We start from the raw sequence: 21,250 nt of genomic DNA, 5'->3' as shown, positions 1-21,250 counted from the left end.
CTAACAGGTGCACGATAAATTCAACGAGGGATACATGGACCGGCCAGTCATCGGCATTATCAGCAACAGTCACCAATTGAACGACCAATACGCGGTCCACGCGGGCGGATTGATGAATTCGCAGGCGGTGGCCGAGGTGGCAGGTGGGTTGCCATTGTTGATCCCCGCCGACCCCCGTGTGGTAGCGGTCGAAGACCTGCTTGAGGCCTGCACCGGCTTTCTGTTCACCGGTGGGCGTCCGAACGTTCACCCGGAAGAGTATGGTGAATGTGAAACCGCCGCCCATGGCGTGTTCGACCGGGCGCGGGATGCGATCACCTTGCCGCTGATCCGAGCCTGCATTCAGCGCGGCCAGCCATTTTTGGGCATCTGCCGTGGGTTTCAAGAGGTGAATGTCGCATTGGGCGGCTCGCTCTATCCAGAGATCCGGGATTTGCCGGGCCGGATGAACCACCGGATGCCACCGGACGGGACGCAGGAAGAAAAGTTCGAGCTGCGCCATATGGTCAAGTTCACGCAAGGCGGGGTGTTTCACCGTTTAACCGGTGCGCAAGAAGTGATGACCAACACGCTGCACGGTCAGGGCGTGAAGGCGCCGGGCAAGCGGATCGTGATCGACGGCTATGCGCCCGATGGCACGCCCGAAGCCCTGTATGTGCAAGATGCGCCGGGATTTACCCTTGCAGTCCAATGGCATCCTGAATGGAACGCCGCGAACGATCCAGTATCGCGTCCGTTGTTCCAAGCCTTTGGCGCGGCAGTCAAAACTTTCGCAGCGGGGCGGGTTGCTCGGACGTTGTCGACGGCGTGATCTGGCCTGCAAGACGCTTGTCCATGCGAAAATTCGTCAATGACACGGCGCCCCTTTGCACCTCTTGCCGGGCCAGTTCCCGCCAGCCCTGACGCAGAAAAAAGCGCCGGGCGAGGAGGCTGGCTTCGGTGGTTAGGCGGGTCATGTTGTGATCTTCGGCACGGGCAAGCAGGCGGTCATGCAGGCGGGCAGCGATGCCTTTTCCCATCCAATCTGGTCGGACATAGGCCAGATCGAGATGGCCGTCGTAACCCAAGGTCATAAAGCCGATCAGGCCGTCCGGATGCTGGGCGACCACGGTGATCTGATCGCCCAGACGCCGGGTCCAGACCGGTGAGGCGGTGACGGCTGAGGCCCACGCATGCCGCTGTGCCGCGTCATAGGCGCTGGCCGCGCCTTCCTGTACAGACCTTTGAAAAACAAGCAAAAGTTCCGGCGCATCTGCCGGTTCAAATGGCCGAATTCGGATCATAATCTCGGGTCCTTGCGCGGAGATTTGGTGACGGCGTGCAGATCAAAAAGCAGGACGTTTGGCACATCGAACCTCTGGAGCGGCCGGGAACGGGACGCGGATTTCATCGCCAGCATGAGCGAAACTTCCCCTGAAATCCAGCGTCGGACTTTTATCGGACTTTCGTCGGACTTTTGTCGGACTGGTATCAGGCCGCGCGCCCGCCGAGCGTGGGATTTTTGCAAAGCGTTAACCGTGATTGGCGGCGTCACGTTGCCGTTGCGGCCCATTCGGGGTATCATGGTTGGCAAAATTGGCTCGGGCACTGACATTTCGGATTGGCGCGGCGACCGCCGGGTGCGATCCAGATCAAACTCGACTGCGCGCCTAAAAGACCGAGCCCAAAAAAGATCGCTTGAGACGGCAATCTGGAGCAGGACACTATGGTGAAATATTTTCTGTTTGGCGGAGTTGCGTTGGCATCGGCGGCGTTGGGCTATGGCGTGTCTGAACTGACCGCGACGCCCGTGCCGCTGCCGCTGCCGCTGCCGCTTCCTGTTGCGGTCAGCCCTGCGCCAGTGGCGGCGCCAGTGTATTCGCCGCAACAAGTGGCCCGGGTGGCGGCCAAGGCCAGCTTGAGCCGGATCATGGAGCCGGCACAGGGCGACGGGTTTATGGCGGTGTGCGAGACGCCGCGCGGGGAATGTACCGTCGGCCCGCAGCCGATCAATTCGGGATGTTATTGCGGCGAGACACCGGGTCGGATCACCCGCTGACCACCCCTGTCCTCGACCTGCCATCTGCCGCGCGGGTTAGATCAGTTGCGACCGTCGAGGGCCGCATCTGTGAGGGCGCAATCGGCGGCCCGGAATGAGAAGGTGAGATCGGTGTGATCATCGCCTTCACTGGTCCAGACCGCCAAGCGCCCGCTGAGTTCTAACGCCGGTGTCAGGCGTGTGGTCTGGGCGGCCTGCGGGTCGGCGGATGCGGCGGGGGGCGGCGGTGCAGCAGCGGCGACGGTTTCGATAAAGCGTGGGTCCGGGCGTAGGCCCGCGATGGTGTCGGTGCGGAAGGTGGCCAGAATGCCCAGCATGTCGGGCATCACCTCAATCTTGTCGGCTTTCACATCGTCCAGCGTCACCACGGTCGAGCGCCACAGCCGTTCGCCGGGAATGACGAGGGACAGGTCGCCGCAAGCCGGAAGCCGATACCGGTCGCGTAGGGCATTTTGGTTGATCCGCGGGCCGGTCACCAGATTACTGCCAATCACCAGCCCATCCAGCGCCGAGTAGTCGGGCGGCAGGTTGAGGCGGAAGTGGCGCTTTTCAAAGCTGGGCATCAGCGCCGGAATGCGGTCATCAAGCACGAGGTCGTTAAAGGCGCTACGGTCGTAAGGCGCGTTGTCGATGTCGAGAAACCCTTGCCAGACATCCAGCTCCAGACTGTCGAGATAGGCCGGGACCGAGACGATGACCAATTGCGAGGCCATCATCGGCTGTTTCGGGCCGTCCTTGACGATGGCCCATCCGAAATCAAACAGCTTGTCGAGATCGCCCTTGTTGTCGTGTCCGCCCCGGCCGGAGGCGAAGTTGATCATGCTGGGCTGGGCCTCGGCCTGGCGGGCCCGTGCGGCATCGCCGACGGTGGCCCGGGCCGACAAGCCGGGCACCCCGTCCAGCCGCCCGGCCACCGACGAGGTCGACAGGGTTTCGGTGACGACGCCGGTGACATCGCCGCGCGGAAAAGCGGCGTAGGTGTAGCTTTCCACCTCGGTCATGCGGCGCAGGAAGTAATAGGCACCAAGGCGCAGTTGAATGCTGTCGCCGGGAAAACAGCTGGAGGCATAGCCGCTGCTTTCGGCGGGCGCGGTGGCCCCGAAGTAAAACCACGGATCGTATTCAGAGGCGCGCCCGAAGCACAGTTGCGATCCGGTGGCCTTGGTCAAAAGCGCCTCAAGGGCGGGCCGGGTCAGGACGCTGTCCACCGCCTCTTTGGTGGAGGCGGCGAGGGATTGCGACCGGGGTTCGACCCAGATCGACTTGGAGCGGTCGGCGCAGGCGTCGGCATCGCAGTCGACCTGAAGCCACCCGGCTTGGGACGGATCGTCTGGTCCGGTCTTGCGGGTGCCGGGGCTGGCCGGGGCGGGGTCACTGGTGACGAAGGCCAGCGGCACCTCCAGCCCGTCGAGGGTCAGATTGATCGCGACCTTGCAGAACAGCTCGTCCTCGGCTTGCAGGTGGCGCAGCTTGAGTTGGAAGAGCTGGCCCCATGGCAGTGGCAGCTGGAACGGTTGGGCCTTGGGCCGTTTGGCCAGAAAGTGTTCGATGGTGATGTCGGCATCGCCTGTGGCGCAATCGCGCCCGGCCTCGTCATAGACCCGGTTCAGAAAATCGGTGCCGATTGAGATTTTTTCGGGCGGCAGGCGCAGCACATAGGACAGCGCGTCGTCCACGGCGTGGGTTTCTGCAAAGACCTTGGCAAGGAAATCCCGGGCTGATGGGGCGAGGACGGTGCCGGTGCAAAGCGTGCGGTCGGCCATGACAAGGCCGCGGTTTACCGCGCAGAGATCGCCGCGCGCGACATTCTTGTGATCGTTCAGCCGCTGTTCGATGCTGCTGCGCCATTTGTCGAAATGCCGGTCGAGGGTTTGAACCGTGGTGATGTCGGTGCCGTCGGGGTCCAGATCGCTGTGCAGGCTGATCGGGCTGGACCAGCGGCCATAGAGCGGCGCGAGGTCTTCGAGGCTGCGATGCAGGGCATCGAGGGGGTTCGAGGTCATCTTGACGATGACGGCGGGGCTGAGGACGGTATTGGCCCCCGGCAGGACGGCGGTGTCGAACTTCAGCCCGAACACGGTGTTGCCGCTGAGGTCGTGGCGATCGTCGAGGGCGTTTTCGAGGATGCGCTGGCGGATCTCGTCGCGGGCGGCGGATTGCAGATCAAAGCGGGTGCGGAACGACAGATCGGCACTGTCCGGGATCACCGGTTGGCCGGGGGTCGTATCGGTGGCTTGGGGGGAGGCGGCGGCGGCAGGGCCAAGGCTGAGGGTGATGCCGGCATCGCGAAACTGCTGCTGCACGCTGTAGATGTCGATGAAGCTGGTGTCAGGGTCGTCGATTTCCGCCAGCTTGGCCCGCAGCCACGCATCCTGCCCATAGCGGTCGTTGACCAGCCGTTGCCGGGTATAAACCTCGGGGCTTTCGACGAAGACCAGACCGGCGGTGGTGGCGGGGCGGGTCAAAGCGGTGCGGATGGTTTGGGTCGCTTCGGCCAGATAGGGAAGGGCGAAGGCGGCGGCGAGCACCGCAATGGCGGCGACAACCAAGGTGGTAAGTATGAGGAGCGGCGTTTTCCACATCCCTGAACGGTGGCACGGGAACGCGGCATTGTCGACTAAAAGCTTGACCTAAGGGAAGGCGGCCAAAGCCCCCCGGACCGAGGCTGGGTCCGGTCCGGGGGGATAGCGGGTGTTACATCTTGCACTCGGCGACATAGGCGTCGGCCCGGTCGGCCAGTGCGACGCCGAGGATGCGGTTGGTGTAGACGTCGCCTTCCTTGATCACCTCGCGGACATAGAAGTCCTGAACCGGGTGGTGGTTGGGGGCGAATTCGAAATCGCCGCGCACCGAGGCGAAATCGGCCTCTTCCAACGCCGCCTGAAACGCGGCGGCATCGTGGACGTCGGCCTTGTCCATGGCGCTGAGCAGCAGGTTGGCGGTGTCATAGCCTTGGCTGGCATAGAGCGACGGCAGGCGGCCATAGGTGGCGACGAAGGCGTCGACGAAGGCGATGTTGGCCGCGTTGTCCAGATCCTTGCCCCATTGCGAGGTGTTTTTCACCCCAAGCGCTGCATCGCCGACGGCTTGCAGGATGCCTTGGTCAAAGCTGAAGGCCGGTCCGATCAACGGAATTTCCACGCCGCTATCGGCATATTGCTTGAGGAACGAGATCCCCATGCCGCCGGGCAGGAAGAAATAGACGCTGTCGGCACCCGACGCCCGGATCTGAGCGATCTCGGCGGCGTAATCGGTCTGACCGAGGGTGGTGAACAGCTCACCCGCCAACTGACCTTCGTAGAACCGCTTGAAGCCTGTCAGCGCGTCCTGACCGGCCGGATAGTTCGGGGCCAGCAGGAACGAATTTTTCAACCCGGCCGAATTGGCATAGGCGCCGGCCGCTTCGTGCAGGTTGTCGTTCTGCCATGCGACGTTGAAGTAATAGGGGCTGCATCCCGCGCCCGCCAAAGCCGAGGGGCCAGCATTGGGCGACAGATAGAATTTGCCCTGTGCCACCGCCGCCGGCACCACCGCCATGGCGAGGTTGGACCAGATGATTCCGGTCATGACGTCGACCTTGGTGCTCTGGATCATTTCATCGGCCAGTTGCACTGCGATTTCAGGCTTTTGCTGATCGTCGGCAATGACCAGTTCGATATCGGGGGCGTCGGCCATCTCCAGCGCCAGAAGGAAGCCATCCCGGACATCGATGCCCAGACTTGCGCCGCCCCCGGACAGGGTTGTGATCATCCCGACTTTCACCGGCTCGGCCACGGCCAGTCCGGCCAGCGACATGACCGTGGTCGCGGCACCTAGCATGTGAAGAAGTTTCATTCGTCTGTCCCTTTGTTCTTGCCTGCCTCAGAACGCCTTGAAGGTCAGCGTTGTCAGCGTCCGCTCGATTCCTTTGATGTCAAGCAGATTGTCATTGATGAATTTTCCGATGTCCACGCCATCTGGCACATATAGCTTCAGGAGCAGGTCGAAATTTCCACTGGTCGAGTAAAGTTCGGAATGCAGTTCGCGCAAGGTAATCTCGTCGGCCACTTTATAGGTGGTTCCGGGCACGCATCGGATTTGCACAAAGACACAGTTCACGATTGCCAACCTTCTTTTCGGGGCGCAAGAGCCCGGGGGGATTTCCGCCGACACTGCGAATTTCCGCATGTGTTAGAGCAAGCCGGACCAATCGTCCATCACTGTTGGGGCAGAAACCCCGATGGTTTGAAGATGTGAACGTGATAGAGCTCTGGCTTGCGCGGCAGATCAGTGCGGCGCCTGTCCTTAAGAGAAGAGCCGCCGAGATGAGCGAGATCACCAACCACCTGCCGACCGCAGCCCTGCAAGCGTTGGATGTAGCGCACCACATGCATCCCTTCACCGACGCCGAGGCCCTTGCGGCCAAGGGCGCGCGGGTGATTACCCGGGGCGACGGGGTGTTTCTGACCGACAGCGACGGCAATCGCATTCTGGACGCAATGTCCGGGCTTTGGTGTGTCAACTTGGGCTATGGCCGCGAAGAACTGGCCGATGTGGCGGCGCGCCAGATGCGCCAGCTGGCCTATTACAACACGTTTTTCCAGACCACCCATGTGCCTGCCATTGCCTTGGCGGCGAAGCTGGCCGAACTGGCACCGGGTCATTTGAACCATGTGTTCTTTGCCGGGTCCGGGTCGGAAGCGAACGACACCAATCTGCGCTTGGTACGGCGGTATTGGGACGTGAAGGGCAAGCCGTCGAAGCAGATCGTGATTGGCCGCAAAAACGGCTATCATGGCTCGACCATGGCCGGGGCGTCGTTGGGCGGCATGGCGGGGATGCATGCGCAGGGCGGCTTGCCGATTCCCGGCATCGTTCATATCGACCAGCCCGATTGGTATGGCGAAGGCGGCGCCGCCACCCCAGAGGCCTTTGGTCTGGCCCGTGCCCGTCAGCTTGAAGCGAAGATCGCGGAATTGGGCGAGGACCGGGTGGCCGCCTTTATCGCCGAGCCGATCCAAGGGGCTGGCGGCGTCATCATCCCGCCTGAGACGTATTGGCCCGAGATTCAGCGGATCTGTGATGCGCATGAGATCTTGTTGATCTCGGATGAGGTGATCTGCGGCTTTGGCCGGACCGGGCAGTGGTTTGGCGCGCAGACCGTGGGGGCGCGGCCTGACATCATGACCATCGCCAAGGGGCTGTCGTCGGGCTATCTGCCGATTGGCGGCTCGATCGTCAGTGACGAGATTGCGCAAGTGGTGGGATCGGCGGGGGATTTCAACCACGGTTACACCTATTCCGGGCATCCGGTGGCGGCGGCGGTGGCACTGGAAACCCTGCGCATCATGGAAGAGGAACAGATCGTCGACCGGGTGGCCGGTGTCGTGGTCCCCTATCTGGCGGCGGCATGGGCGAGGTTGGCCGCGCATCCGCTGGTGGGCGAGGCCCGCACCGTCGGCATGATGGGATCGCTGGCCTTGACCCCGGACAAGGCCCGGCGGGCCCGGTTCGCCGCCGATGCAGGCACCATCGGCCTGCGCTGTCGCGAGCAGTGTTTTGCCAATGGTCTGGTCATGCGCCATGTGGGCGACCGGATGATCATCGCGCCGCCTTTGGTGATCACCGAAGACGAGATCGATCAACTGGTGGACCGGGCGCGGCGGGCGCTGGACCAGACGTTGCAGGCGGCGCTGGCTGATGGGCTGATGGTGGCGGCGGCCTAAGCGCTTAGGCCGACCGCGCCCGGCTTTCCGCCACAGGCCGGATGGTCCGCATCAACAGCAGGGCAAGGACGCTGCAGACCAGCACGCCGACCGCAACCGGCAACGGCGTGCCGTCAAACATCAACCCGACCGGCACCGCGATGAGGACCGCGCCAACGGTGCTGACGGCGCTGATGATGGAAGAGGCGGTGCCCGCAATATGGCCCATCGGCTCCAACGCCATGGCGTTGAGATTGCCAAGGATCAGGCTGACGGCGGCAAAGACGCTGATGCCCCAGACCATGAAGGCCGGGAACAGCAGGGCTTCGGGCCAGAGATGCAATTCGCTCATCCCGACATAGACCACGCCAAGCGCGACCTGAACGATCAGGGTGCGCATGATCACGTCGCGCATTCCGATCCGCATCACCAATTGCGAATTCAGAAAGCCGCCGAACGAGCCGCAGAGCGCGATCAGGGCGAACCACAGCGGGAAGCTGTCGGCTTTGCCGAAGCTCTGGTCGAAGATCATCTGCACCGACGAAATCGTGCTGAACATGGTGCCAAGTACGAAGGTCTGCACCAGGATGGACCGGCGGACCAGCGGGTGGGCGATGACCTCGCGGGCGGCGGACATCACTGGGCCGAACCGCAGCGGGCGGCGACGCTCGGGCGGCAGGGTTTCGGGTTGGCGCAACATCAGCCAGCTGACCGACACCGCAGAGAAGATCAGGAAAGCGACGAAAATTCCGCGCCAACTGGTCACCAGCAGGATCGCGGCCCCCAGACTTGGGGCGATGGCCGGGACGAGGGTAAACACGATGATGACGAAGGACACCATCTGCGCCATTTGCCGTCCGGCATAGAGATCGCGCACGATGGCGATGGCGATCACCCGTGAGGCCGAGGCGCCAAAGCCCTGAAGGACGCGGGCGGCCAGCAACATCTCTAACGATTGCGCCTGCGAGGCAAGGATAGCGCCAAGGCAGAACACCACCGCGCCGCCAAGCAGCACCGAGCGGCGTCCGAAACTGTCTGACAGCGGCCCCATCACAAGGGTGCCGAGGCCCATGCCCAGAACGAAGCTGGTCACCACCAATTGCGCCTTGTTGGGGAAGTCTGGCGTCAGTTCCGCCGCGATCTGGGGCAGGGCGGGCAGCATGGCGTCGATGGACAGCGCCAGCGTCGCCATGAGCATGGCCATGATGCCGATGAATTCGGGTTTGGACGGCTGGGGGGGTGTGAACATTTGCAACTCCGGTCTGGCCTCCGCGATAGGACAGGCGCGGAGGCCATGCCAGCCTTAACTGCCCTGCGTCAGCGCAGGGGGGCCTGTGCGTGGCTTCAAGTCTCGGAGGTCGCTATTTACTATTACTTGTTACTTCAATGACATAAGCGCCAGTCTGGGGCTGGTTTGGGTCAGCCGGCTTGCGCTTGGATCACCTGTGCCATGACCTGACGCCATAGGTCGGTTGGCTGTGCGCCGGGAACCGCGTGTTGCCGGTCAACGATGAAGGTCGGCACCGAGTTGATCCCCATCTCGCGGGCGTGGGCATCGCGTTTCAGCACTTCGTCGATGTCTTCGTCGGTGGCCAGCAACCGCCGCACTGCCGCCGCATCGATGCCGGCGGTGTCGGCGATATCGGCCAGAATATCGGTATCGCCAATATCGAGACCCTGCTGGAAATAGGCCTCAAAGAGGGCGTCCACCACGGTATCTTGGCATTGCTCGATATAGGACCAGTGAATCAGGCGATGCGCGTTCAGCGTGTTCGGCGTGCGTTTGATCGCGCCAAAATCAATGGGCAGATTGATGGCCTCGGCGGCTTCGGCGATCTGGGCATAGACCCGGACCGCGTTTTGTTTGCCGCCAAATTTGGTTTCCAGATAATCGCGGCGATCCATTCCCTCACGGGGCATGTCCGGGTTCAACTGGAACGGGTGCCATTCGATCTCGAAAGGCTGATCGGTTTGCTGGGCCAAGGCCCGGTCGAGATTGGTTTTGCCGATATAACACCACGGGCAGATCGGATCGGAGAAGATATCAAGTTTGACCATGTGTCGTGTATGCCTCGAAGCTCCGGCGCGGGGGGGTGGCGCAGGATCATGTCAGGGGCCCTGCATGGCAGAGCCGGGGAATAGTGATAGAACTTGCAGCACTTGTAGCGCGGCAAGCGTGCGGAGGCAAATGTGCCTGCCTCCGCGATGTGCGGGGCCAAGGCCGCGCTGGGACGGCGGGGGTTACTCGGCCTCAAACCACCAGACATCGGGCTGGAACCCGGTCCAGTCGCCGTAGACGGGCAGTGCGTCGGGGTAATGCAAGCTGCTGGAATGGGCGATGCGCGAGACATTCGAGAACCACAGCGGAATGACATAGCGCCCGGTGGTCAGGATGCGGTCCAAGGCCCGGGCGGCATCGGTGAAGTCTTCATTGGTGGTGGCGGTCAGCATCGTGTCGACCATGGCCTCAGCGGCGGGGCTGTTGACGCCCATCCAGTTGCGGGTGCCCGGAGCGGTCACCCCTTCGCTGCCCCAGTATAGTGTTTGTTCATTGCCCGGCGAGAGCGACAGGGCGATATTGTAGAAGGTCATGTCGAAATCATACGCGCTGGTGCGTTGGTTGTACTGGGCGCTATCCACGGTCGTCACCGTGGTACTGATGCCGAGACGGTTCAGCGCCTGCACGTAAATATTGACGATGGCCTGATATTCGGCCGAGCCCTGCCGCAGCAAGATGTCGAAGGTGAACGGTTGCCCGGCGGCATTGGTCAGCACGCCATTGACCGGGGTCCAGCCCGCCTCGCGCAGCAGATTGGTGGCGATGACGATGTTGGCGCGGTTGCGTTCCGATCCGTCCGAGACCGGCAGGGAATAGCCCTCCAGCGCGCCGGGCAGCAGGTCATCGGCAAAAGGCTCCAGCAAGGCCCGCACGCCGTCGGAGGCAGGCCCGTCTTGCATGGCCAGTACCGAGTTGCCGAAATAGGACGGGATGCGCGGGTCAACGCCGCCGGTCTGGGTTTGGGCGATGAATTCATAATTGAAGGCGTGCAGCAGGGCGTCGCGCACCCGCCAGTCAGCAAAGATGTCCCGGCGGGTGTTGAAAACCAGCCCGGTCATGCCGGTGGGGCGGCGATGCGCGATTTCGGATTTGGTGATCCTGCCGTCATGCACCGCGTCGAAATCATAGCTGTCGGTCCAGCGGGCGGCGTTGCCTTCGCGATAGGACGTGATCTCGCCAGCCTTGAAGGCTTCGAAAATCACCCCCGCATCGGCGAAGAAGTCATAACGAATCTCGTCCAGATTATGCTGGCCGCGATTGAAGTTCAGATCGCGCCCCCAATAATCCGGGTTGCGGGTGAAAGTCAGGCTGCGTCCGGGGATGGCTTCGGTCACAGTATAGGCCCCGGATCCGATGGGCGGCAGCATAGAACTGGCCGCGAAATCCAGCCCCTCCCACTGCGCCTTCTGAAAGATCGGGCGCAGGCCCATGATCAGCGGCAATTCCCGGTCGGCGGTGTTGAAGGTGATCCGCAGCGACCGTGGCCCGGTCTGGGTCATCTCGGCAATCTTGGCATAGGACGAAGCGAATCGCGGGTGGCCCTCGGTGCCCAGAGTGTCGATTGACCAGATCACATCGTCGACGGTGACAGGGCTGCCATCGGAAAACTGGGCCTCGGGGCGCAGGGTGAAGTCTACCCAGTCACGATTCGGTCCGGTTTCGACTGATTCTGCCAAAAGACCGTAAAGCGTGAAGGGTTCATCCCAGTTTCGCCCGAGCAGCGATTCAAACACATGCAGGCGCATTCCCCATGGCGCGTTGCCTTTCAGGATGTGCGAATTGAGCGAATCGAATCCCCCCCGTTCGCCAAAAACGATTCGTCCGCCCTTGGGGGCGTCGGGATTCGCATAGGGTAAGGACACAAAATCCGGTGGAAGGGCCGGGTCGCCATACATAGCTATGCCATGACTGGGCTCGGCCGCGACGGGCGGCGAAACATTAAGAACTATTAACGCAATAAGGGTGCAAAGCGCCTTGGTGACGGATTTATGGGGGGTCATCGGGGTCCTGCCTGTCGTGGTGTTGGCTCAGAGCTTATCGAAAGTTTTATGGTTTCTCAAACTTTTGGGTTGGAGGTCGTGCATCTATTGCTTATATTGAAATCACTGCTCGATAGGTTTCTTGCCTGTATGAAACCTGCCTCAATAACTTAGCGCCCGCCTTGTGCGGGCGTTTTTTTTTGGCGTTTGGGTCTGCGGGTTTCCATGGTGTTTGCCGGTTGGCGGACGCAATGTCGCAAAGGCGTGGGGAAACAGGACAATTCCGCAGTTGCCCCTGTTCATTGCAGGCGGACTGGATATCCTTTCGGCGACATTCAATCGGAAGGGACTTCCATGACTCTCAAAGGCAAGACCGCAGTCATTACCGGGTCGAATTCGGGAATCGGTTTGGGCATCGCCACAGAAATGGCCATTGCCGGTGCCAATATTATTTTGAATTCCTTTTCCGACAGTCAGGAAGATCATGATTTGGCTGAAAAGCTGGCAAAAGAGCATGGGGTCGAGGTCCGCTATATTCAGGCGGACATGTCGAAAGGCGATCAATGCCGGGCGCTGATTGAACAGGCCGGGCGTTGCGATATTCTGGTTAATAATGCCGGTATTCAGCATGTGGCCGCGATTGACGAATTTCCGGTTGAAAAATGGGACGCCATTATCGCGATTAACATGAATTCGGCGTTCCACACCACCGCTGCCGCGCTGCCGATCATGCGTAAGGCGGGCTGGGGCCGGGTGATCAACATCGCTTCGGCGCATGGGCTGCGGGCCTCGCCGTTCAAGTCGGCCTATGTGGCGGCAAAGCACGGGCTGGTGGGCATGACCAAAGTGGTCGCGCTGGAGACCGCGCGCGATCCGATCACCGCCAATGCGATCTGTCCCGGCTATGTGCTGACCCCGCTGGTGGAGGCGCAAATTCCTGACACGATGAAAAAGTACGACATGGACCGGGAGACGGTGATCCGCGACGTGCTGCTCGAGCGGCAGCCGTCCAAGGAATTTGCGACCACTGAACAGTTGGGCGGCGTGGTTCAGTTCTTATGCTCGTCTGCGGCGGATCAGATCACCGGCACCACGATCAGCGTCGATGGGGGCTGGACGGCGATGTAGGTCGGGGCGGTGCCGGGCGTGCCGTCATGACCCCGCTGTCGATCAATCTGGCGCTACAGGGCGGCGGGGCGCATGGCGCGTTCACGTGGGGCGCCTTGACCCGAATTCTTGAAGACCCCGAGATCGAGATTGCCGCGATTTCGGGAACATCGGCCGGGGCCTTGAACGGAGCCGCCCTGAAGGCAGGCTTGACCAGCGCGCCGGGGGACGCGGGGCGGCAGGCCGCGCTGGACAATCTGGACTGGCTTTGGGCGCAGATGGGGGCGGTCAACGATCCGGGGCTGCAAGCCTGGCTGGACGCGATTTCGCCGCCGGCGGCGCTGATGTCCCGGGCGCTGGAATATTCACTGCCGGTGGCGATGATCGATGCCTATACGCGGGCGATCAGCCCCTATGCTTTGGGCGCAGCTTATCAAAACCCGCTGCGCCGAATCGTGGATCGGTTTCGGTTTGACCGGGTCTGTTCCCATGCGGGCCCCGCGTTTTTCGTGAACACCACCCGGGTGAGCAACGGCAAGATCCGGGTGTTTACCCAAGACGAGATGTGCACGGATGTCATTCTGGCTTCGGCCTGTCTGCCGTCGGTGTTTCAGGCGGTTGAGATTTACGACACCGAAACCGACCGGATCGAGGCGTTTTGGGATGGCGGCTATACCGGCAATCCGGCGCTGTTTCCGCTATTCGACCCGGCGTTTTCCCGGGATGTGGTGATCATCAACGTCAATCCGCTGGAAACCGAGACCCTGCCGCGCACGCCGATGGAGATCCAGAACCGGATCAATGAGATCAGCTTCAACTCGTCCTTGCTGCGGGAATTGCGGGCCATCGCCTTTGTGCAGCGGATGCTGACAACGGGTGCGTTGACCCCCGGCACCATGCGCGATCTGAACATCCATATGATCTCGGATGACGTGTTGATGAATGCGCTGTCGGTGGCCACAAAGATGGTGCCGCTGCCCACGGTTCTGGGGCAGTTGAAAATCGCAGGCTATGACGCGGCGGCCAAGTTTCTTGACGCGCATAAAGCCGATCTGGGGGTCAAGAGCACAGTCGATCTTCCAACAATGTTCGGCTAGAATTCGCTTTAGCGTCGGTTGCTTGGCCGGTGCCCACATAAATAAAGGAAGACGGAATGAGGTTGAGCATTGTGATCGGGGCGCTGCTGGTGGCGCTGGCGGGATGCAACACGGTCGAAGGGATGGGGAAAGACATCCAGTCCGGCGGTCAGACCATCGAAGGGGCTGCGAAATCCGCGCAGTAATCAGGCGAGGCCGTCGTGAAGCAACGCGGCGGCCAGTCCCCACATCACCAATGCGATGATCAGATCAAGGATGCGCCATCCGGTGGCGGTGCGCAGCACCGGGGCCAAAAAGCGCGCGCCATAGCCCAGACTGAAAAAGAACACGAACGACGCCGTCGCAGCCCCGAGGCCGAATGCAGCTTTGGTTGCCACGTCCGGGAACTGGGTCGAGATCGCGCCGATCAGCCCCAGCATATCCAGATACACATGCGGATTGCCCCATGTCAGCGCTGCGGCGATGGCGAGGGTCTTCCACAGGCTTGGCGACTGCCCCGACAGTTGCAGGCTGTAATCGCCGCGCCATGCGGCGTGCAGGCGCATGGCACCATAGGCGATCAGGAAAGCGGCCCCGCCCAGCATCAACAGGCGCGGCACCAGAGGCCATGCCGCGCTGACTGCGCCGAAGCCAAGGATGCCCAAGCCAATCAGGATCGCGTCAGAGGCGGCACAGAACAGGCACAGCGGCAGGACATGGGTTCGCAGCAGGCCCTGACGCAGCACAAAGGCGTTTTGCGCCCCGATGGCCAAGATCAACGACAAGCCCGTGGCGAAACCGGTGACGAGGGCCGCATTCATCGGGCGGCCCCGCAGGATAGACGTAGATCAGAGGTCATGGATGGCAGGCGTTCAGCGCCAGCTTTCCCGGGCAGTTTGGTCCGGGGTTGGCATCAGTGGCACCTCTTGAGGAAGTTTTTCGACGGGGTGGACCAAGCCCGCGGAAATGACCATTTTTGCCGCGTCTTCGATGGTCATTTTCAGTTCAGTCACTTCGCTTTTCGGCAGGAACAGCAAGAAGCCCGAGGTCGGGTTTGGCGTGGTCGGCACGAAGACGCTGAGCAGCGGTTCATTGGTGCCGGCAATGCGGTTGACCTCGCCCTTGGTGACGGTCGAGATGAAGCCAATCGCATAGATGCCCTTGCGCGGGTATTCGATCAGGCAGGCCTTCTCGAAGCTGGTCTCTTGTTGGGCAAACACGGTTTCCGCAATTTGCTTGAGGCCGTTATAGATGGAGCGAACCACTGGCATCTGCTCGACCAAGCCTTCGGCCCAGCCGATCAAGGACCGGCCAATCAGGCCCTTGGCGATCCAGCCGACCAACACGGTAAAGATCAAGAAGATGATCACGCCGACGCCGCGCAGATTGATCCCGATATAGTGCTCAGGGCGCCACGGGCCGGGCACCAGCGGCAACACGAACCCGTCGACCAATCCGATCACAGTCCAGATCAGGTACAGGGTCAGGCTGATCGGCGCGATCACGATTAACCCGGTCAGGAAATTCGCGCGCAGCTTGCCGATCAGACCCGGCTTGCGCCGTTCGATCGGGGGAAGGTCAGGGGTTTCAAGCATCAGGGGGCTTTGCACTCTATGGCGGTCGCTGGAACGGCTTGAATGTAGAAGGTCGCGCCGGGCTCTACAATGGGGCAGGCCAGAGCGCGGCAGCCGGAACTTGAATTAACCACGAAGTGCGGTGAATTGCTGGGCGATTTGGGCGGCCAACCGGGCATTGTTCAAAACGAGGGCAATATTCGCCTCAAGCGACCGCCCCTCGGTCAGCTCAAACAAGCGGGCCAGCAAATAGGGGGTTACGGCTTTCGCGGTGATTCCGTCAGCTTGGGCTTCGGCTTGGGCCTGTGCGATCAGCGGGGCCAGCACCTCGGCGGGGATCTCGTCGGCTTCGGGGATCGGGTTGGCGACCAATTGGCCACCAGACAGCCCGAGGGCGGCGCGGGTCAGGGCGGCGCGGGCGATCTGCTGGGGGCTGTCCAGACGCAAGGGGGCGGCAAGGCCCGAGGCGCGCGACCAGAAGGCGGGCAATTCGTCCTGCCCGTTGACGATGACAGGCACGCCAAGGGTTTCCAGAACCTCAAGCGTCTTCGGCAGATCGAGAATCGCTTTGGCCCCGGCGCAGATCACGGTCACCGGCGTGCGCGCCAGTTCCTGAAGATCGGCGGAGATGTCAAAGCTCAGTTCGGCGCCGGCATGAACGCCGCCGATACCGCCAGTGGCGAACACATCGATGCCGGCTTGGGCGGCGGCAATCATCGTCGCGGCGACGGTGGTGGCCCCGGTGCCGCCAGTGGCGATGCAGACCGCCAGATCGGCACGGGACAGTTTGGCGACATTCTTGGCTTGGGCCAGCGCCGTCAGTTGGTCGGGGTCGAGGCCGATATGCAGGGTGCCGTCCAGCACGGCGATGGTGGCGGGCACAGCCCCCTCTGCGCGGATCACAGCCTCGACCGCACGGGCGGTTTCGACGTTGCGGGGGTAGGGCATCCCATGGGTGATGATGGTGCTTTCCAGCGCCACGATTGGCGCGCCACGGTCACGGGCGCTGGCAACTTCGGCGGAAAAGTGAAGGGGCAGGGAGGTCATGGGCTGTCAGTTCCTGAAACATAGGTGGCGGCGGCGTGAATCGCGGCCCCAAGCGCGAAGGGGCGTTGGTGACCGGCGGATTCGGCGGCAATATGGGCCGCGACAAAGGTGTCGCCCGCGCCGGTGATGCGGCGGGGTTCGATCTGGGGCGGATGGGCGGTATGGACTTCCTCGGGGCAGGCGTCAGTGGCAGCCTGTGCGCCATGGGTGACCAGCACCCGGGCGCTGCCCGCCTTGACGAGGGCCGAGGCGGCCTCGGCGCTGCTGCGGAAGCTGGTTTCAGCCAGAATTTCGGCCTCTTCCAGATTAAGGTACAGCGTTGCGTTGGCCATGGTCAGCAGTGGCCGCAGGCGCGTCGCCTTGCCGGGCGAGGCAGGCACGATGCGCAACGACGCCTTGGCAAAAAGCGGGCTGTCGGCGATTTCGGTCAGGACGTCTTCGGACAGATTGCCATCCAGCACCATCGCCCCGGAAAATGGCGCGTCGGCAGTGCCCAGACGGCCATCTGCCAGCGGCGCGAGGATGGCATTGCCGGCAGCTTCCAGAGACTGCGCATCGGCAATGGCCGCGATCAGGCCGTTCAGCCCTTCGATGGCCATATAGCGGTCGGTGGGCAGATCGCTGCGGCGCAAGGCGTGGCGGGTGTCGATCCCGAGCCGGGCACATTCGTCGATCAGGTGGTGGCCATCCGCGTCGGTGCCGATGGCGGTCAGCACGGTCGGCTGCATTCCGAAGCGGACCAGTGTCATCGCCACGTTCAGGGCTACGCCTCCGGGCAGGCGGGTGATTGTGCCGGGCCGGTCGGCGCCAAGGCCCATGGCATGGCCATGCCGTCCGATGATGTCCCACAACACCGAGCCGATACAGGGGATACAGGGTTTGCCACTCGTCATAGCAAATGTCTGGCGACTTGGCGCAGCAAAGGCAAGCCCTGCTTGGGGTGGGTCGCTGCGCCAATGTGGGCGCTTCGGACTTGCAATCAGGTTGGAACTGGCCTATGGGGCGGCTTCACTTCGCAGGCGGGACTTGGGCCATTGGGGGAGACATCCTCAAAGGTCCGCCGGTTGGGGCATCCGCCCCTCACACCCCGCCGTGGCGCAAACCGGAAAAGGAAAAGGCTATGACGCCCGATTTCTCAATGCGTCAGCTTCTTGAAGCTGGCGTTCACTTTGGTCACCAGACCCAACGTTGGAACCCACGCATGGCGCCGTATATCTACGGCGACCGTAACGGGATTCACATTCTCGACCTGACGCAGACTGTCCCGATGCTGGACGCTGCGCTGAACGCTGTGCGCGACACGGTTGCTCGTGGCGGCCGCGTGCTGTTCGTTGGCACCAAGCGTCAGGCACAGAACCCGGTGGCTGAAGCTGCTGAAAAATGCGCCCAGTACTACATGAACCACCGCTGGCTCGGTGGCACGCTGACCAACTGGAAAACCGTTTCCAACTCGATCAACCGCCTCAAGGCGATCGACGAGCAAATGGAAAACGGCGTCAGCGGCCTGACCAAAAAAGAGCGTCTGGGCATGGAGCGCGAGCAGACCAAACTGCAAGCCTCGCTGGGCGGTATCCGGGACATGGGCGGCGTTCCTGACCTGCTGTTCGTCATCGACGTCAAGAAAGAAGACTTGGCGATCATGGAAGCCAAGAAGCTGGGCATCCCGGTTGTGGCTGTGGTTGATTCGAACTGCTCGCCCGATGGTGTGGAATACATCATCCCGGGCAACGACGATGCGGCACGCGCCATTGCGCTGTACTGTGATCTGGTTGCACGCGCGGCGCTGTCGGGCATGACCGCACAGATGGGTGCCGCTGGCATCGACCTGGGCGAGTTCGAAGATGGCCCGGTCGAAGAAGCGCTGGACGACGCGACCGAAGTTGTCGAAGCCGCCGCTGCCGAGACCGTCGAGGGCTGATCGCCCCCGCCATTACATTTTTGACACACGCCGTGGCTACCACCACGGCGTGATCATACGTGAGAATTCAGGAGAGCCGAAAATGGCAATTACAGCTGCACTGGTCAAAGAACTCCGCGACAGCACTGGCGCGGGCATGATGGACGCCAAGAAAGCCCTGACGGAAACTGATGGCGACATGGAAGCAGCGGTCGATTGGCTGCGCACCAAAGGTCTGGCCAAAGCCGCCAAGAAGTCCGGCCGCACCGCGGCTGAGGGCCTTGTGGCCGTTGCCGTCACCGACGGTAAGGGCATCGTGGTTGAAGTGAACTCCGAGACCGATTTCGTCGGCAAGAACGCTGAGTTCCAGGCCATGGTGAAAGATATTGCCACGGCTGCGGTTGCTGTTGACGATCTGGAAGCGCTGAAGGCGGCCAAGATCGGTTCCAAAACCGTTGAAGAAACCATCACTGCCAAGATCGCCACCATTGGCGAAAACATGTCGGTGCGCCGGATGGCGGTTCTGACTGGCGGCACGGTTGTGTCCTACATCCACAACTCGGTGACCGAGGGCATGGGCAAAATCGGTGTTCTGGTCGCGCTGACCGGCGACAATGCCGAATTTGGTCGTCAGGTTGCCATGCACGTGGCTGCGATCAACCCGGCCTCGCTGAGCGAAGCCGATATCGATCCGGCCATGGTTGAGCGTGAAAAGCACGTCCTGACCGAGCAAGCGCGCGAAAGCGGCAAGCCCGAGCAAGTGATCGAGAAGATGATTGAAGGCCGGATGAAGAAATTCTTCTCGGAAGTCACCCTTCTCAATCAGGCATTCGTTGTGAACCCTGACCTGACGGTCGCGGCTGCTGCGGCAGAAGCTGGCGTTGAAGTCACCGGTTTCGTCCGTCTTGAAGTCGGCGAAGGCATCGAGAAAGTGGCAGAAGATTTTGCTGCTGAAGTGGCGAAAGTCGCACAGGGCTAATCAGGTGTCGCGCCGGCCCGGTTCGGGCTGGCGCGAGATTGTGAAAAAAGGGGCGGTATCGGCAAAGTGCTGATACCGCCCCTTTTTTTTGTTTAAAGATATGACTTGAAATGGGGAGAGGGCATGCGTGCGTTAAGGCGCTTGTCCCGACTGGACGCCGGGGTGCCGTGTTCCGGCCCCGTTAGTGACCGCGCCAGATCCAGCCGCCGCCCAGCACGCGGCTGTCGCCGCCGGAATAGAAGACGCAGGCTTGTCCGGCGCTGACGCCCTCTTCCGGGGTCAGCAGTTCAACCTCGGCTTCGGTGGCAGACAGAGGCCGGATCAATGCGGGCCGGGGCGGGCGGGTTGAGCGGACCTTGACCTCTACCTCCCAGACCGCCTGACTGGTCAGGGGTGCATCGCCAAGCCAGTTGATCTCGCGCACGGGGACGATCCGGGTGCTCAGCGCCTCTTTCGGGCCGACTACAACCTGCCGTGCGTCGGGATCAAGCCGCACGACGTAAAGCGGATCGACCAGACCGCCGATGCCCAGACCGCGCCGCTGACCGACGGTGTAATGAATCACCCCGCGATGGGTGCCGAGGACGGTGCCTTCCATATCGACGATATCGCCGGGATCGGCCGCGCCCGGGCGCAGTTTTTCAATCACGCTGGCATAATCGCCGTTGGGCACGAAGCAGATGTCTTGGCTGTCCGGCTTGTCGGCAATCGCCAAGCCATAGCGGGTCGCCAATTGGCGGGTCGCGTCTTTCGACGGCAGGTGGCCCAGCGGAAAGCGCAGATAGGACAGCTGTTCAGCGGTGGTGGAGAACAGAAAATAGCTCTGGTCCCGGGTCGAATCAGCGGCGGCGTGCAGCTCTGGTCCCAGCGCGCCGGACTTGCGCTGAATGTAATGGCCGGTCGCCATACAGTCGGCATCCAGATCTTTTGCCGTCGCCAGCAGGTCACGAAACTTAACGCGCTCGTTGCAGCGGATGCAGGGAACTGGTGTGGCACCGCCCAAATAACTGTCCGCAAATTCGTCGATCACGGCTTCGCGGAAGATGTTTTCGTAGTCCAACACATAGTGCGGGAATCCCATCTCTTCGGCCACCCGCCGCGCATCATGAATGTCGCGCCCGGCACAGCAGGCGCCCTTCTTTGCAAGGGCCGCACCATGGTCATAAAGCTGCAGCGTGACCCCGATGACGTCATAGCCTTCCTCGGCCAATTGTGCCGCAACCACGGAACTGTCGACGCCGCCGGACATGGCAACGACCACACGAGTCTCGGATGGCGGCTTTGCAAAGCCGAGTGAATTCAACGGGTAGGTCATAAGGGAGGGGTCCGGGCAACAGGGTTAACCTATCGGAATATAAGAAAATCTGAGGTATTTTCAAGGGTTGGTTTCACCGCGTGTTTAACAGCTGCGCGCATTCCTGAGGGTGGTGGTAACGAGGGGAACCAAAATGTACATCAAGAAAATCGACGGCCCACGACTGGTCAGCCTTCCGGACGGCACAACTCTAACCCGGGCGGACCTGCCCGCTGAGGACACAATCCGTTGGGTGGCCAGTAGAAAAGCGGTGGTGGTTAAGGCCGTGAAGCACGGATTGATTACCCGGGACGAGGCGAAATCGAAGTATCAGCTGTCGGATGACGAACTGGACAGCTGGTCGATTGCCGTGGATACGCATGGAGAATCTGCTTTAAAAACAACGGCTTTACAGCGGTATCGACAAGTTTAAGTTGTATTAGGTCCTGTTTGTGACATAGTAACCTACGATTAACCTCTTTTGTTCACGTTAGCTTTAATTGCAATCTTAACGGA

Annotated in this window: 21 protein-coding genes; 9 read left to right on the top strand and 12 right to left on the bottom strand. The window is 61.7% G+C overall.

Annotation, left to right across the window (positions count from 1 at the left end):
• Nucleotides 1–34 precede the first annotated feature (34 nt).
• Nucleotides 35–811, top strand: a complete 777-nt coding sequence (locus BV911_RS07495) for a gamma-glutamyl-gamma-aminobutyrate hydrolase family protein (RefSeq protein WP_086052983.1) — start codon at nucleotides 35–37, stop codon at nucleotides 809–811.
• On the opposite strand, the gene BV911_RS07490 is transcribed toward BV911_RS07495, so the two are convergent.
• Complete coding sequence (locus BV911_RS07490) at nucleotides 762–1,283, bottom strand: GNAT family N-acetyltransferase (RefSeq protein WP_086052982.1); 522 nt, start codon at nucleotides 1,281–1,283, stop codon at nucleotides 762–764. The two genes, BV911_RS07495 and BV911_RS07490, sit on opposite strands and share 50 nt — an antisense overlap.
• 422 nt (nucleotides 1,284–1,705) lie before the next feature.
• Between BV911_RS07490 and BV911_RS07485 the strand changes: the two genes are divergently transcribed.
• A complete protein-coding gene (locus BV911_RS07485; RefSeq protein WP_086052981.1) occupies nucleotides 1,706–2,038 on the top strand; it encodes a hypothetical protein in 333 nt (110 codons plus the stop codon).
• Nucleotides 2,039–2,079: 41 nt separating this feature from the next.
• Here BV911_RS07485 and BV911_RS07480 read toward each other — a convergent pair whose 3' ends face one another.
• From BV911_RS07480 to BV911_RS07470, 3 genes are all read right to left on the bottom strand, one after another.
• The gene (locus BV911_RS07480) at nucleotides 2,080–4,620 is read right to left on the bottom strand and encodes a hypothetical protein (RefSeq protein ID WP_086052980.1); all 2,541 of its coding nucleotides are present in this window, start codon (nucleotides 4,618–4,620) and stop codon (nucleotides 2,080–2,082) included.
• Between the two features lie 112 nt (nucleotides 4,621–4,732).
• The gene (locus BV911_RS07475) at nucleotides 4,733–5,872 is read right to left on the bottom strand and encodes an ABC transporter substrate-binding protein (protein WP_086052979.1); all 1,140 of its coding nucleotides are present in this window, start codon (nucleotides 5,870–5,872) and stop codon (nucleotides 4,733–4,735) included.
• A 27-nt stretch (nucleotides 5,873–5,899) separates the two neighbouring features.
• A complete protein-coding gene (locus BV911_RS07470) occupies nucleotides 5,900–6,139 on the bottom strand; it encodes an Lrp/AsnC ligand binding domain-containing protein (protein ID WP_086053009.1) in 240 nt (79 codons plus the stop codon).
• 203 nt (nucleotides 6,140–6,342) lie between these two features.
• Here BV911_RS07470 and BV911_RS07465 point away from each other — a divergent pair, with 203 nt between their 5' ends.
• The gene (locus BV911_RS07465; RefSeq protein WP_086052978.1) at nucleotides 6,343–7,743 is read left to right on the top strand and encodes an aspartate aminotransferase family protein; all 1,401 of its coding nucleotides are present in this window, start codon (nucleotides 6,343–6,345) and stop codon (nucleotides 7,741–7,743) included.
• A gap of 4 nt (nucleotides 7,744–7,747) precedes the next feature.
• On the opposite strand, the gene BV911_RS07460 is transcribed toward BV911_RS07465, so the two are convergent.
• The 3 genes from BV911_RS07460 to BV911_RS07450 form a co-directional block, all read right to left on the bottom strand.
• Nucleotides 7,748–8,971 (bottom strand): multidrug effflux MFS transporter, encoded by a 1,224-nt coding sequence (locus BV911_RS07460; RefSeq protein WP_086052977.1) that lies wholly within the window; start codon nucleotides 8,969–8,971, stop codon nucleotides 7,748–7,750.
• Nucleotides 8,972–9,141: 170 nt separating this feature from the next.
• The gene (locus BV911_RS07455; RefSeq protein ID WP_086052976.1) at nucleotides 9,142–9,780 is read right to left on the bottom strand and encodes a DsbA family oxidoreductase; all 639 of its coding nucleotides are present in this window, start codon (nucleotides 9,778–9,780) and stop codon (nucleotides 9,142–9,144) included.
• A 183-nt stretch (nucleotides 9,781–9,963) separates the two neighbouring features.
• On the bottom strand, nucleotides 9,964–11,781 hold the full coding sequence (locus BV911_RS07450) for an extracellular solute-binding protein (RefSeq protein WP_086052975.1): 1,818 nt from the start codon (nucleotides 11,779–11,781) through the stop codon (nucleotides 9,964–9,966).
• Nucleotides 11,782–12,114: 333 nt separating this feature from the next.
• On the opposite strand from BV911_RS07450, the gene BV911_RS07445 reads away from it, so the two are divergent.
• The 3 genes from BV911_RS07445 to BV911_RS07435 are packed head-to-tail and all read left to right on the top strand — an operon-like array spanning nucleotide 12,115 to nucleotide 14,149.
• A complete protein-coding gene (locus BV911_RS07445) occupies nucleotides 12,115–12,888 on the top strand; it encodes a 3-hydroxybutyrate dehydrogenase (RefSeq protein WP_086052974.1) in 774 nt (257 codons plus the stop codon).
• A gap of 26 nt (nucleotides 12,889–12,914) precedes the next feature.
• Nucleotides 12,915–13,964, top strand: a complete 1,050-nt coding sequence (locus BV911_RS07440) for a patatin-like phospholipase family protein (protein ID WP_086052973.1) — start codon at nucleotides 12,915–12,917, stop codon at nucleotides 13,962–13,964.
• A 56-nt stretch (nucleotides 13,965–14,020) separates the two neighbouring features.
• Nucleotides 14,021–14,149, top strand: coding sequence for an entericidin A/B family lipoprotein (locus tag BV911_RS07435; RefSeq protein ID WP_086052972.1), 129 nt, complete (start codon nucleotides 14,021–14,023; stop codon nucleotides 14,147–14,149).
• Here BV911_RS07435 and BV911_RS07430 read toward each other — a convergent pair whose 3' ends face one another.
• The 4 genes from BV911_RS07430 to BV911_RS07415 all read right to left on the bottom strand — a co-directional run bounded on the left by BV911_RS07430 (nucleotide 14,150) and on the right by BV911_RS07415 (nucleotide 17,457).
• Nucleotides 14,150–14,764 (bottom strand): LysE/ArgO family amino acid transporter, encoded by a 615-nt coding sequence (locus BV911_RS07430; RefSeq protein ID WP_086052971.1) that lies wholly within the window; start codon nucleotides 14,762–14,764, stop codon nucleotides 14,150–14,152.
• A 51-nt stretch (nucleotides 14,765–14,815) separates the two neighbouring features.
• Nucleotides 14,816–15,538, bottom strand: coding sequence for a DUF502 domain-containing protein (locus BV911_RS07425; RefSeq protein WP_086052970.1), 723 nt, complete (start codon nucleotides 15,536–15,538; stop codon nucleotides 14,816–14,818).
• Nucleotides 15,539–15,643: 105 nt separating this feature from the next.
• The gene (locus tag BV911_RS07420; protein ID WP_086052969.1) at nucleotides 15,644–16,564 is read right to left on the bottom strand and encodes a pseudouridine-5'-phosphate glycosidase; all 921 of its coding nucleotides are present in this window, start codon (nucleotides 16,562–16,564) and stop codon (nucleotides 15,644–15,646) included.
• On the bottom strand, nucleotides 16,561–17,457 hold the full coding sequence (locus tag BV911_RS07415; protein ID WP_086052968.1) for a PfkB family carbohydrate kinase: 897 nt from the start codon (nucleotides 17,455–17,457) through the stop codon (nucleotides 16,561–16,563). The genes BV911_RS07420 and BV911_RS07415 overlap by 4 nt, the downstream gene beginning before the upstream one ends.
• Nucleotides 17,458–17,684: 227 nt before the next feature.
• Between BV911_RS07415 and rpsB the strand changes: the two genes are divergently transcribed.
• A complete protein-coding gene (gene rpsB, locus BV911_RS07410; RefSeq protein WP_086052967.1) occupies nucleotides 17,685–18,482 on the top strand; it encodes a 30S ribosomal protein S2 in 798 nt (265 codons plus the stop codon).
• A gap of 82 nt (nucleotides 18,483–18,564) precedes the next feature.
• Complete coding sequence (gene tsf, locus BV911_RS07405) at nucleotides 18,565–19,440, top strand: translation elongation factor Ts (protein ID WP_086052966.1); 876 nt, start codon at nucleotides 18,565–18,567, stop codon at nucleotides 19,438–19,440.
• Nucleotides 19,441–19,621: 181 nt separating this feature from the next.
• Here the strand turns inward: tsf and mnmA are convergent, their stop codons facing one another.
• Entirely contained in the window at nucleotides 19,622–20,755 is a 1,134-nt protein-coding gene (gene mnmA, locus BV911_RS07400; protein WP_086052965.1) for a tRNA 2-thiouridine(34) synthase MnmA, read from the bottom strand.
• Nucleotides 20,756–20,888: 133 nt separating this feature from the next.
• Here mnmA and BV911_RS07395 point away from each other — a divergent pair, with 133 nt between their 5' ends.
• Nucleotides 20,889–21,167 (top strand): DUF1153 domain-containing protein, encoded by a 279-nt coding sequence (locus BV911_RS07395; protein WP_086052964.1) that lies wholly within the window; start codon nucleotides 20,889–20,891, stop codon nucleotides 21,165–21,167.
• Nucleotides 21,168–21,250 lie beyond the last annotated feature (83 nt).

This window comes from Pseudoruegeria sp. SK021, assembly GCF_002119405.1.
Lineage (GTDB): Bacteria > Pseudomonadota > Alphaproteobacteria > Rhodobacterales > Rhodobacteraceae > Meridianimarinicoccus.
Note: the sequence above shows the minus strand (reverse complement) of the source record. Positions and strands in the feature narration are given on the sequence as shown.

Coding starts and splice junctions, on each gene's coding strand:
- BV911_RS07495 (WP_086052983.1), top strand. CDS start 35: ATGGACCGGCCAGTCATCGGCATTATCAGCAACAGTCACCAATTGAAC.
- BV911_RS07490 (WP_086052982.1), bottom strand. CDS start 1,283: ATGATCCGAATTCGGCCATTTGAACCGGCAGATGCGCCGGAACTTTTG.
- BV911_RS07485 (WP_086052981.1), top strand. CDS start 1,706: ATGGTGAAATATTTTCTGTTTGGCGGAGTTGCGTTGGCATCGGCGGCG.
- BV911_RS07480 (WP_086052980.1), bottom strand. CDS start 4,620: ATGTGGAAAACGCCGCTCCTCATACTTACCACCTTGGTTGTCGCCGCC.
- BV911_RS07475 (WP_086052979.1), bottom strand. CDS start 5,872: ATGAAACTTCTTCACATGCTAGGTGCCGCGACCACGGTCATGTCGCTG.
- BV911_RS07465 (WP_086052978.1), top strand. CDS start 6,343: ATGAGCGAGATCACCAACCACCTGCCGACCGCAGCCCTGCAAGCGTTG.
- BV911_RS07460 (WP_086052977.1), bottom strand. CDS start 8,971: ATGTTCACACCCCCCCAGCCGTCCAAACCCGAATTCATCGGCATCATG.
- BV911_RS07455 (WP_086052976.1), bottom strand. CDS start 9,780: ATGGTCAAACTTGATATCTTCTCCGATCCGATCTGCCCGTGGTGTTAT.
- BV911_RS07450 (WP_086052975.1), bottom strand. CDS start 11,781: ATGACCCCCCATAAATCCGTCACCAAGGCGCTTTGCACCCTTATTGCG.
- BV911_RS07445 (WP_086052974.1), top strand. CDS start 12,115: ATGACTCTCAAAGGCAAGACCGCAGTCATTACCGGGTCGAATTCGGGA.
- BV911_RS07440 (WP_086052973.1), top strand. CDS start 12,915: ATGACCCCGCTGTCGATCAATCTGGCGCTACAGGGCGGCGGGGCGCAT.
- BV911_RS07435 (WP_086052972.1), top strand. CDS start 14,021: ATGAGGTTGAGCATTGTGATCGGGGCGCTGCTGGTGGCGCTGGCGGGA.
- BV911_RS07430 (WP_086052971.1), bottom strand. CDS start 14,764: ATGAATGCGGCCCTCGTCACCGGTTTCGCCACGGGCTTGTCGTTGATC.
- BV911_RS07425 (WP_086052970.1), bottom strand. CDS start 15,538: ATGCTTGAAACCCCTGACCTTCCCCCGATCGAACGGCGCAAGCCGGGT.
- BV911_RS07420 (WP_086052969.1), bottom strand. CDS start 16,564: ATGACCTCCCTGCCCCTTCACTTTTCCGCCGAAGTTGCCAGCGCCCGT.
- BV911_RS07415 (WP_086052968.1), bottom strand. CDS start 17,457: ATGACGAGTGGCAAACCCTGTATCCCCTGTATCGGCTCGGTGTTGTGG.
- rpsB (WP_086052967.1), top strand. CDS start 17,685: ATGACGCCCGATTTCTCAATGCGTCAGCTTCTTGAAGCTGGCGTTCAC.
- tsf (WP_086052966.1), top strand. CDS start 18,565: ATGGCAATTACAGCTGCACTGGTCAAAGAACTCCGCGACAGCACTGGC.
- mnmA (WP_086052965.1), bottom strand. CDS start 20,755: ATGACCTACCCGTTGAATTCACTCGGCTTTGCAAAGCCGCCATCCGAG.
- BV911_RS07395 (WP_086052964.1), top strand. CDS start 20,889: ATGTACATCAAGAAAATCGACGGCCCACGACTGGTCAGCCTTCCGGAC.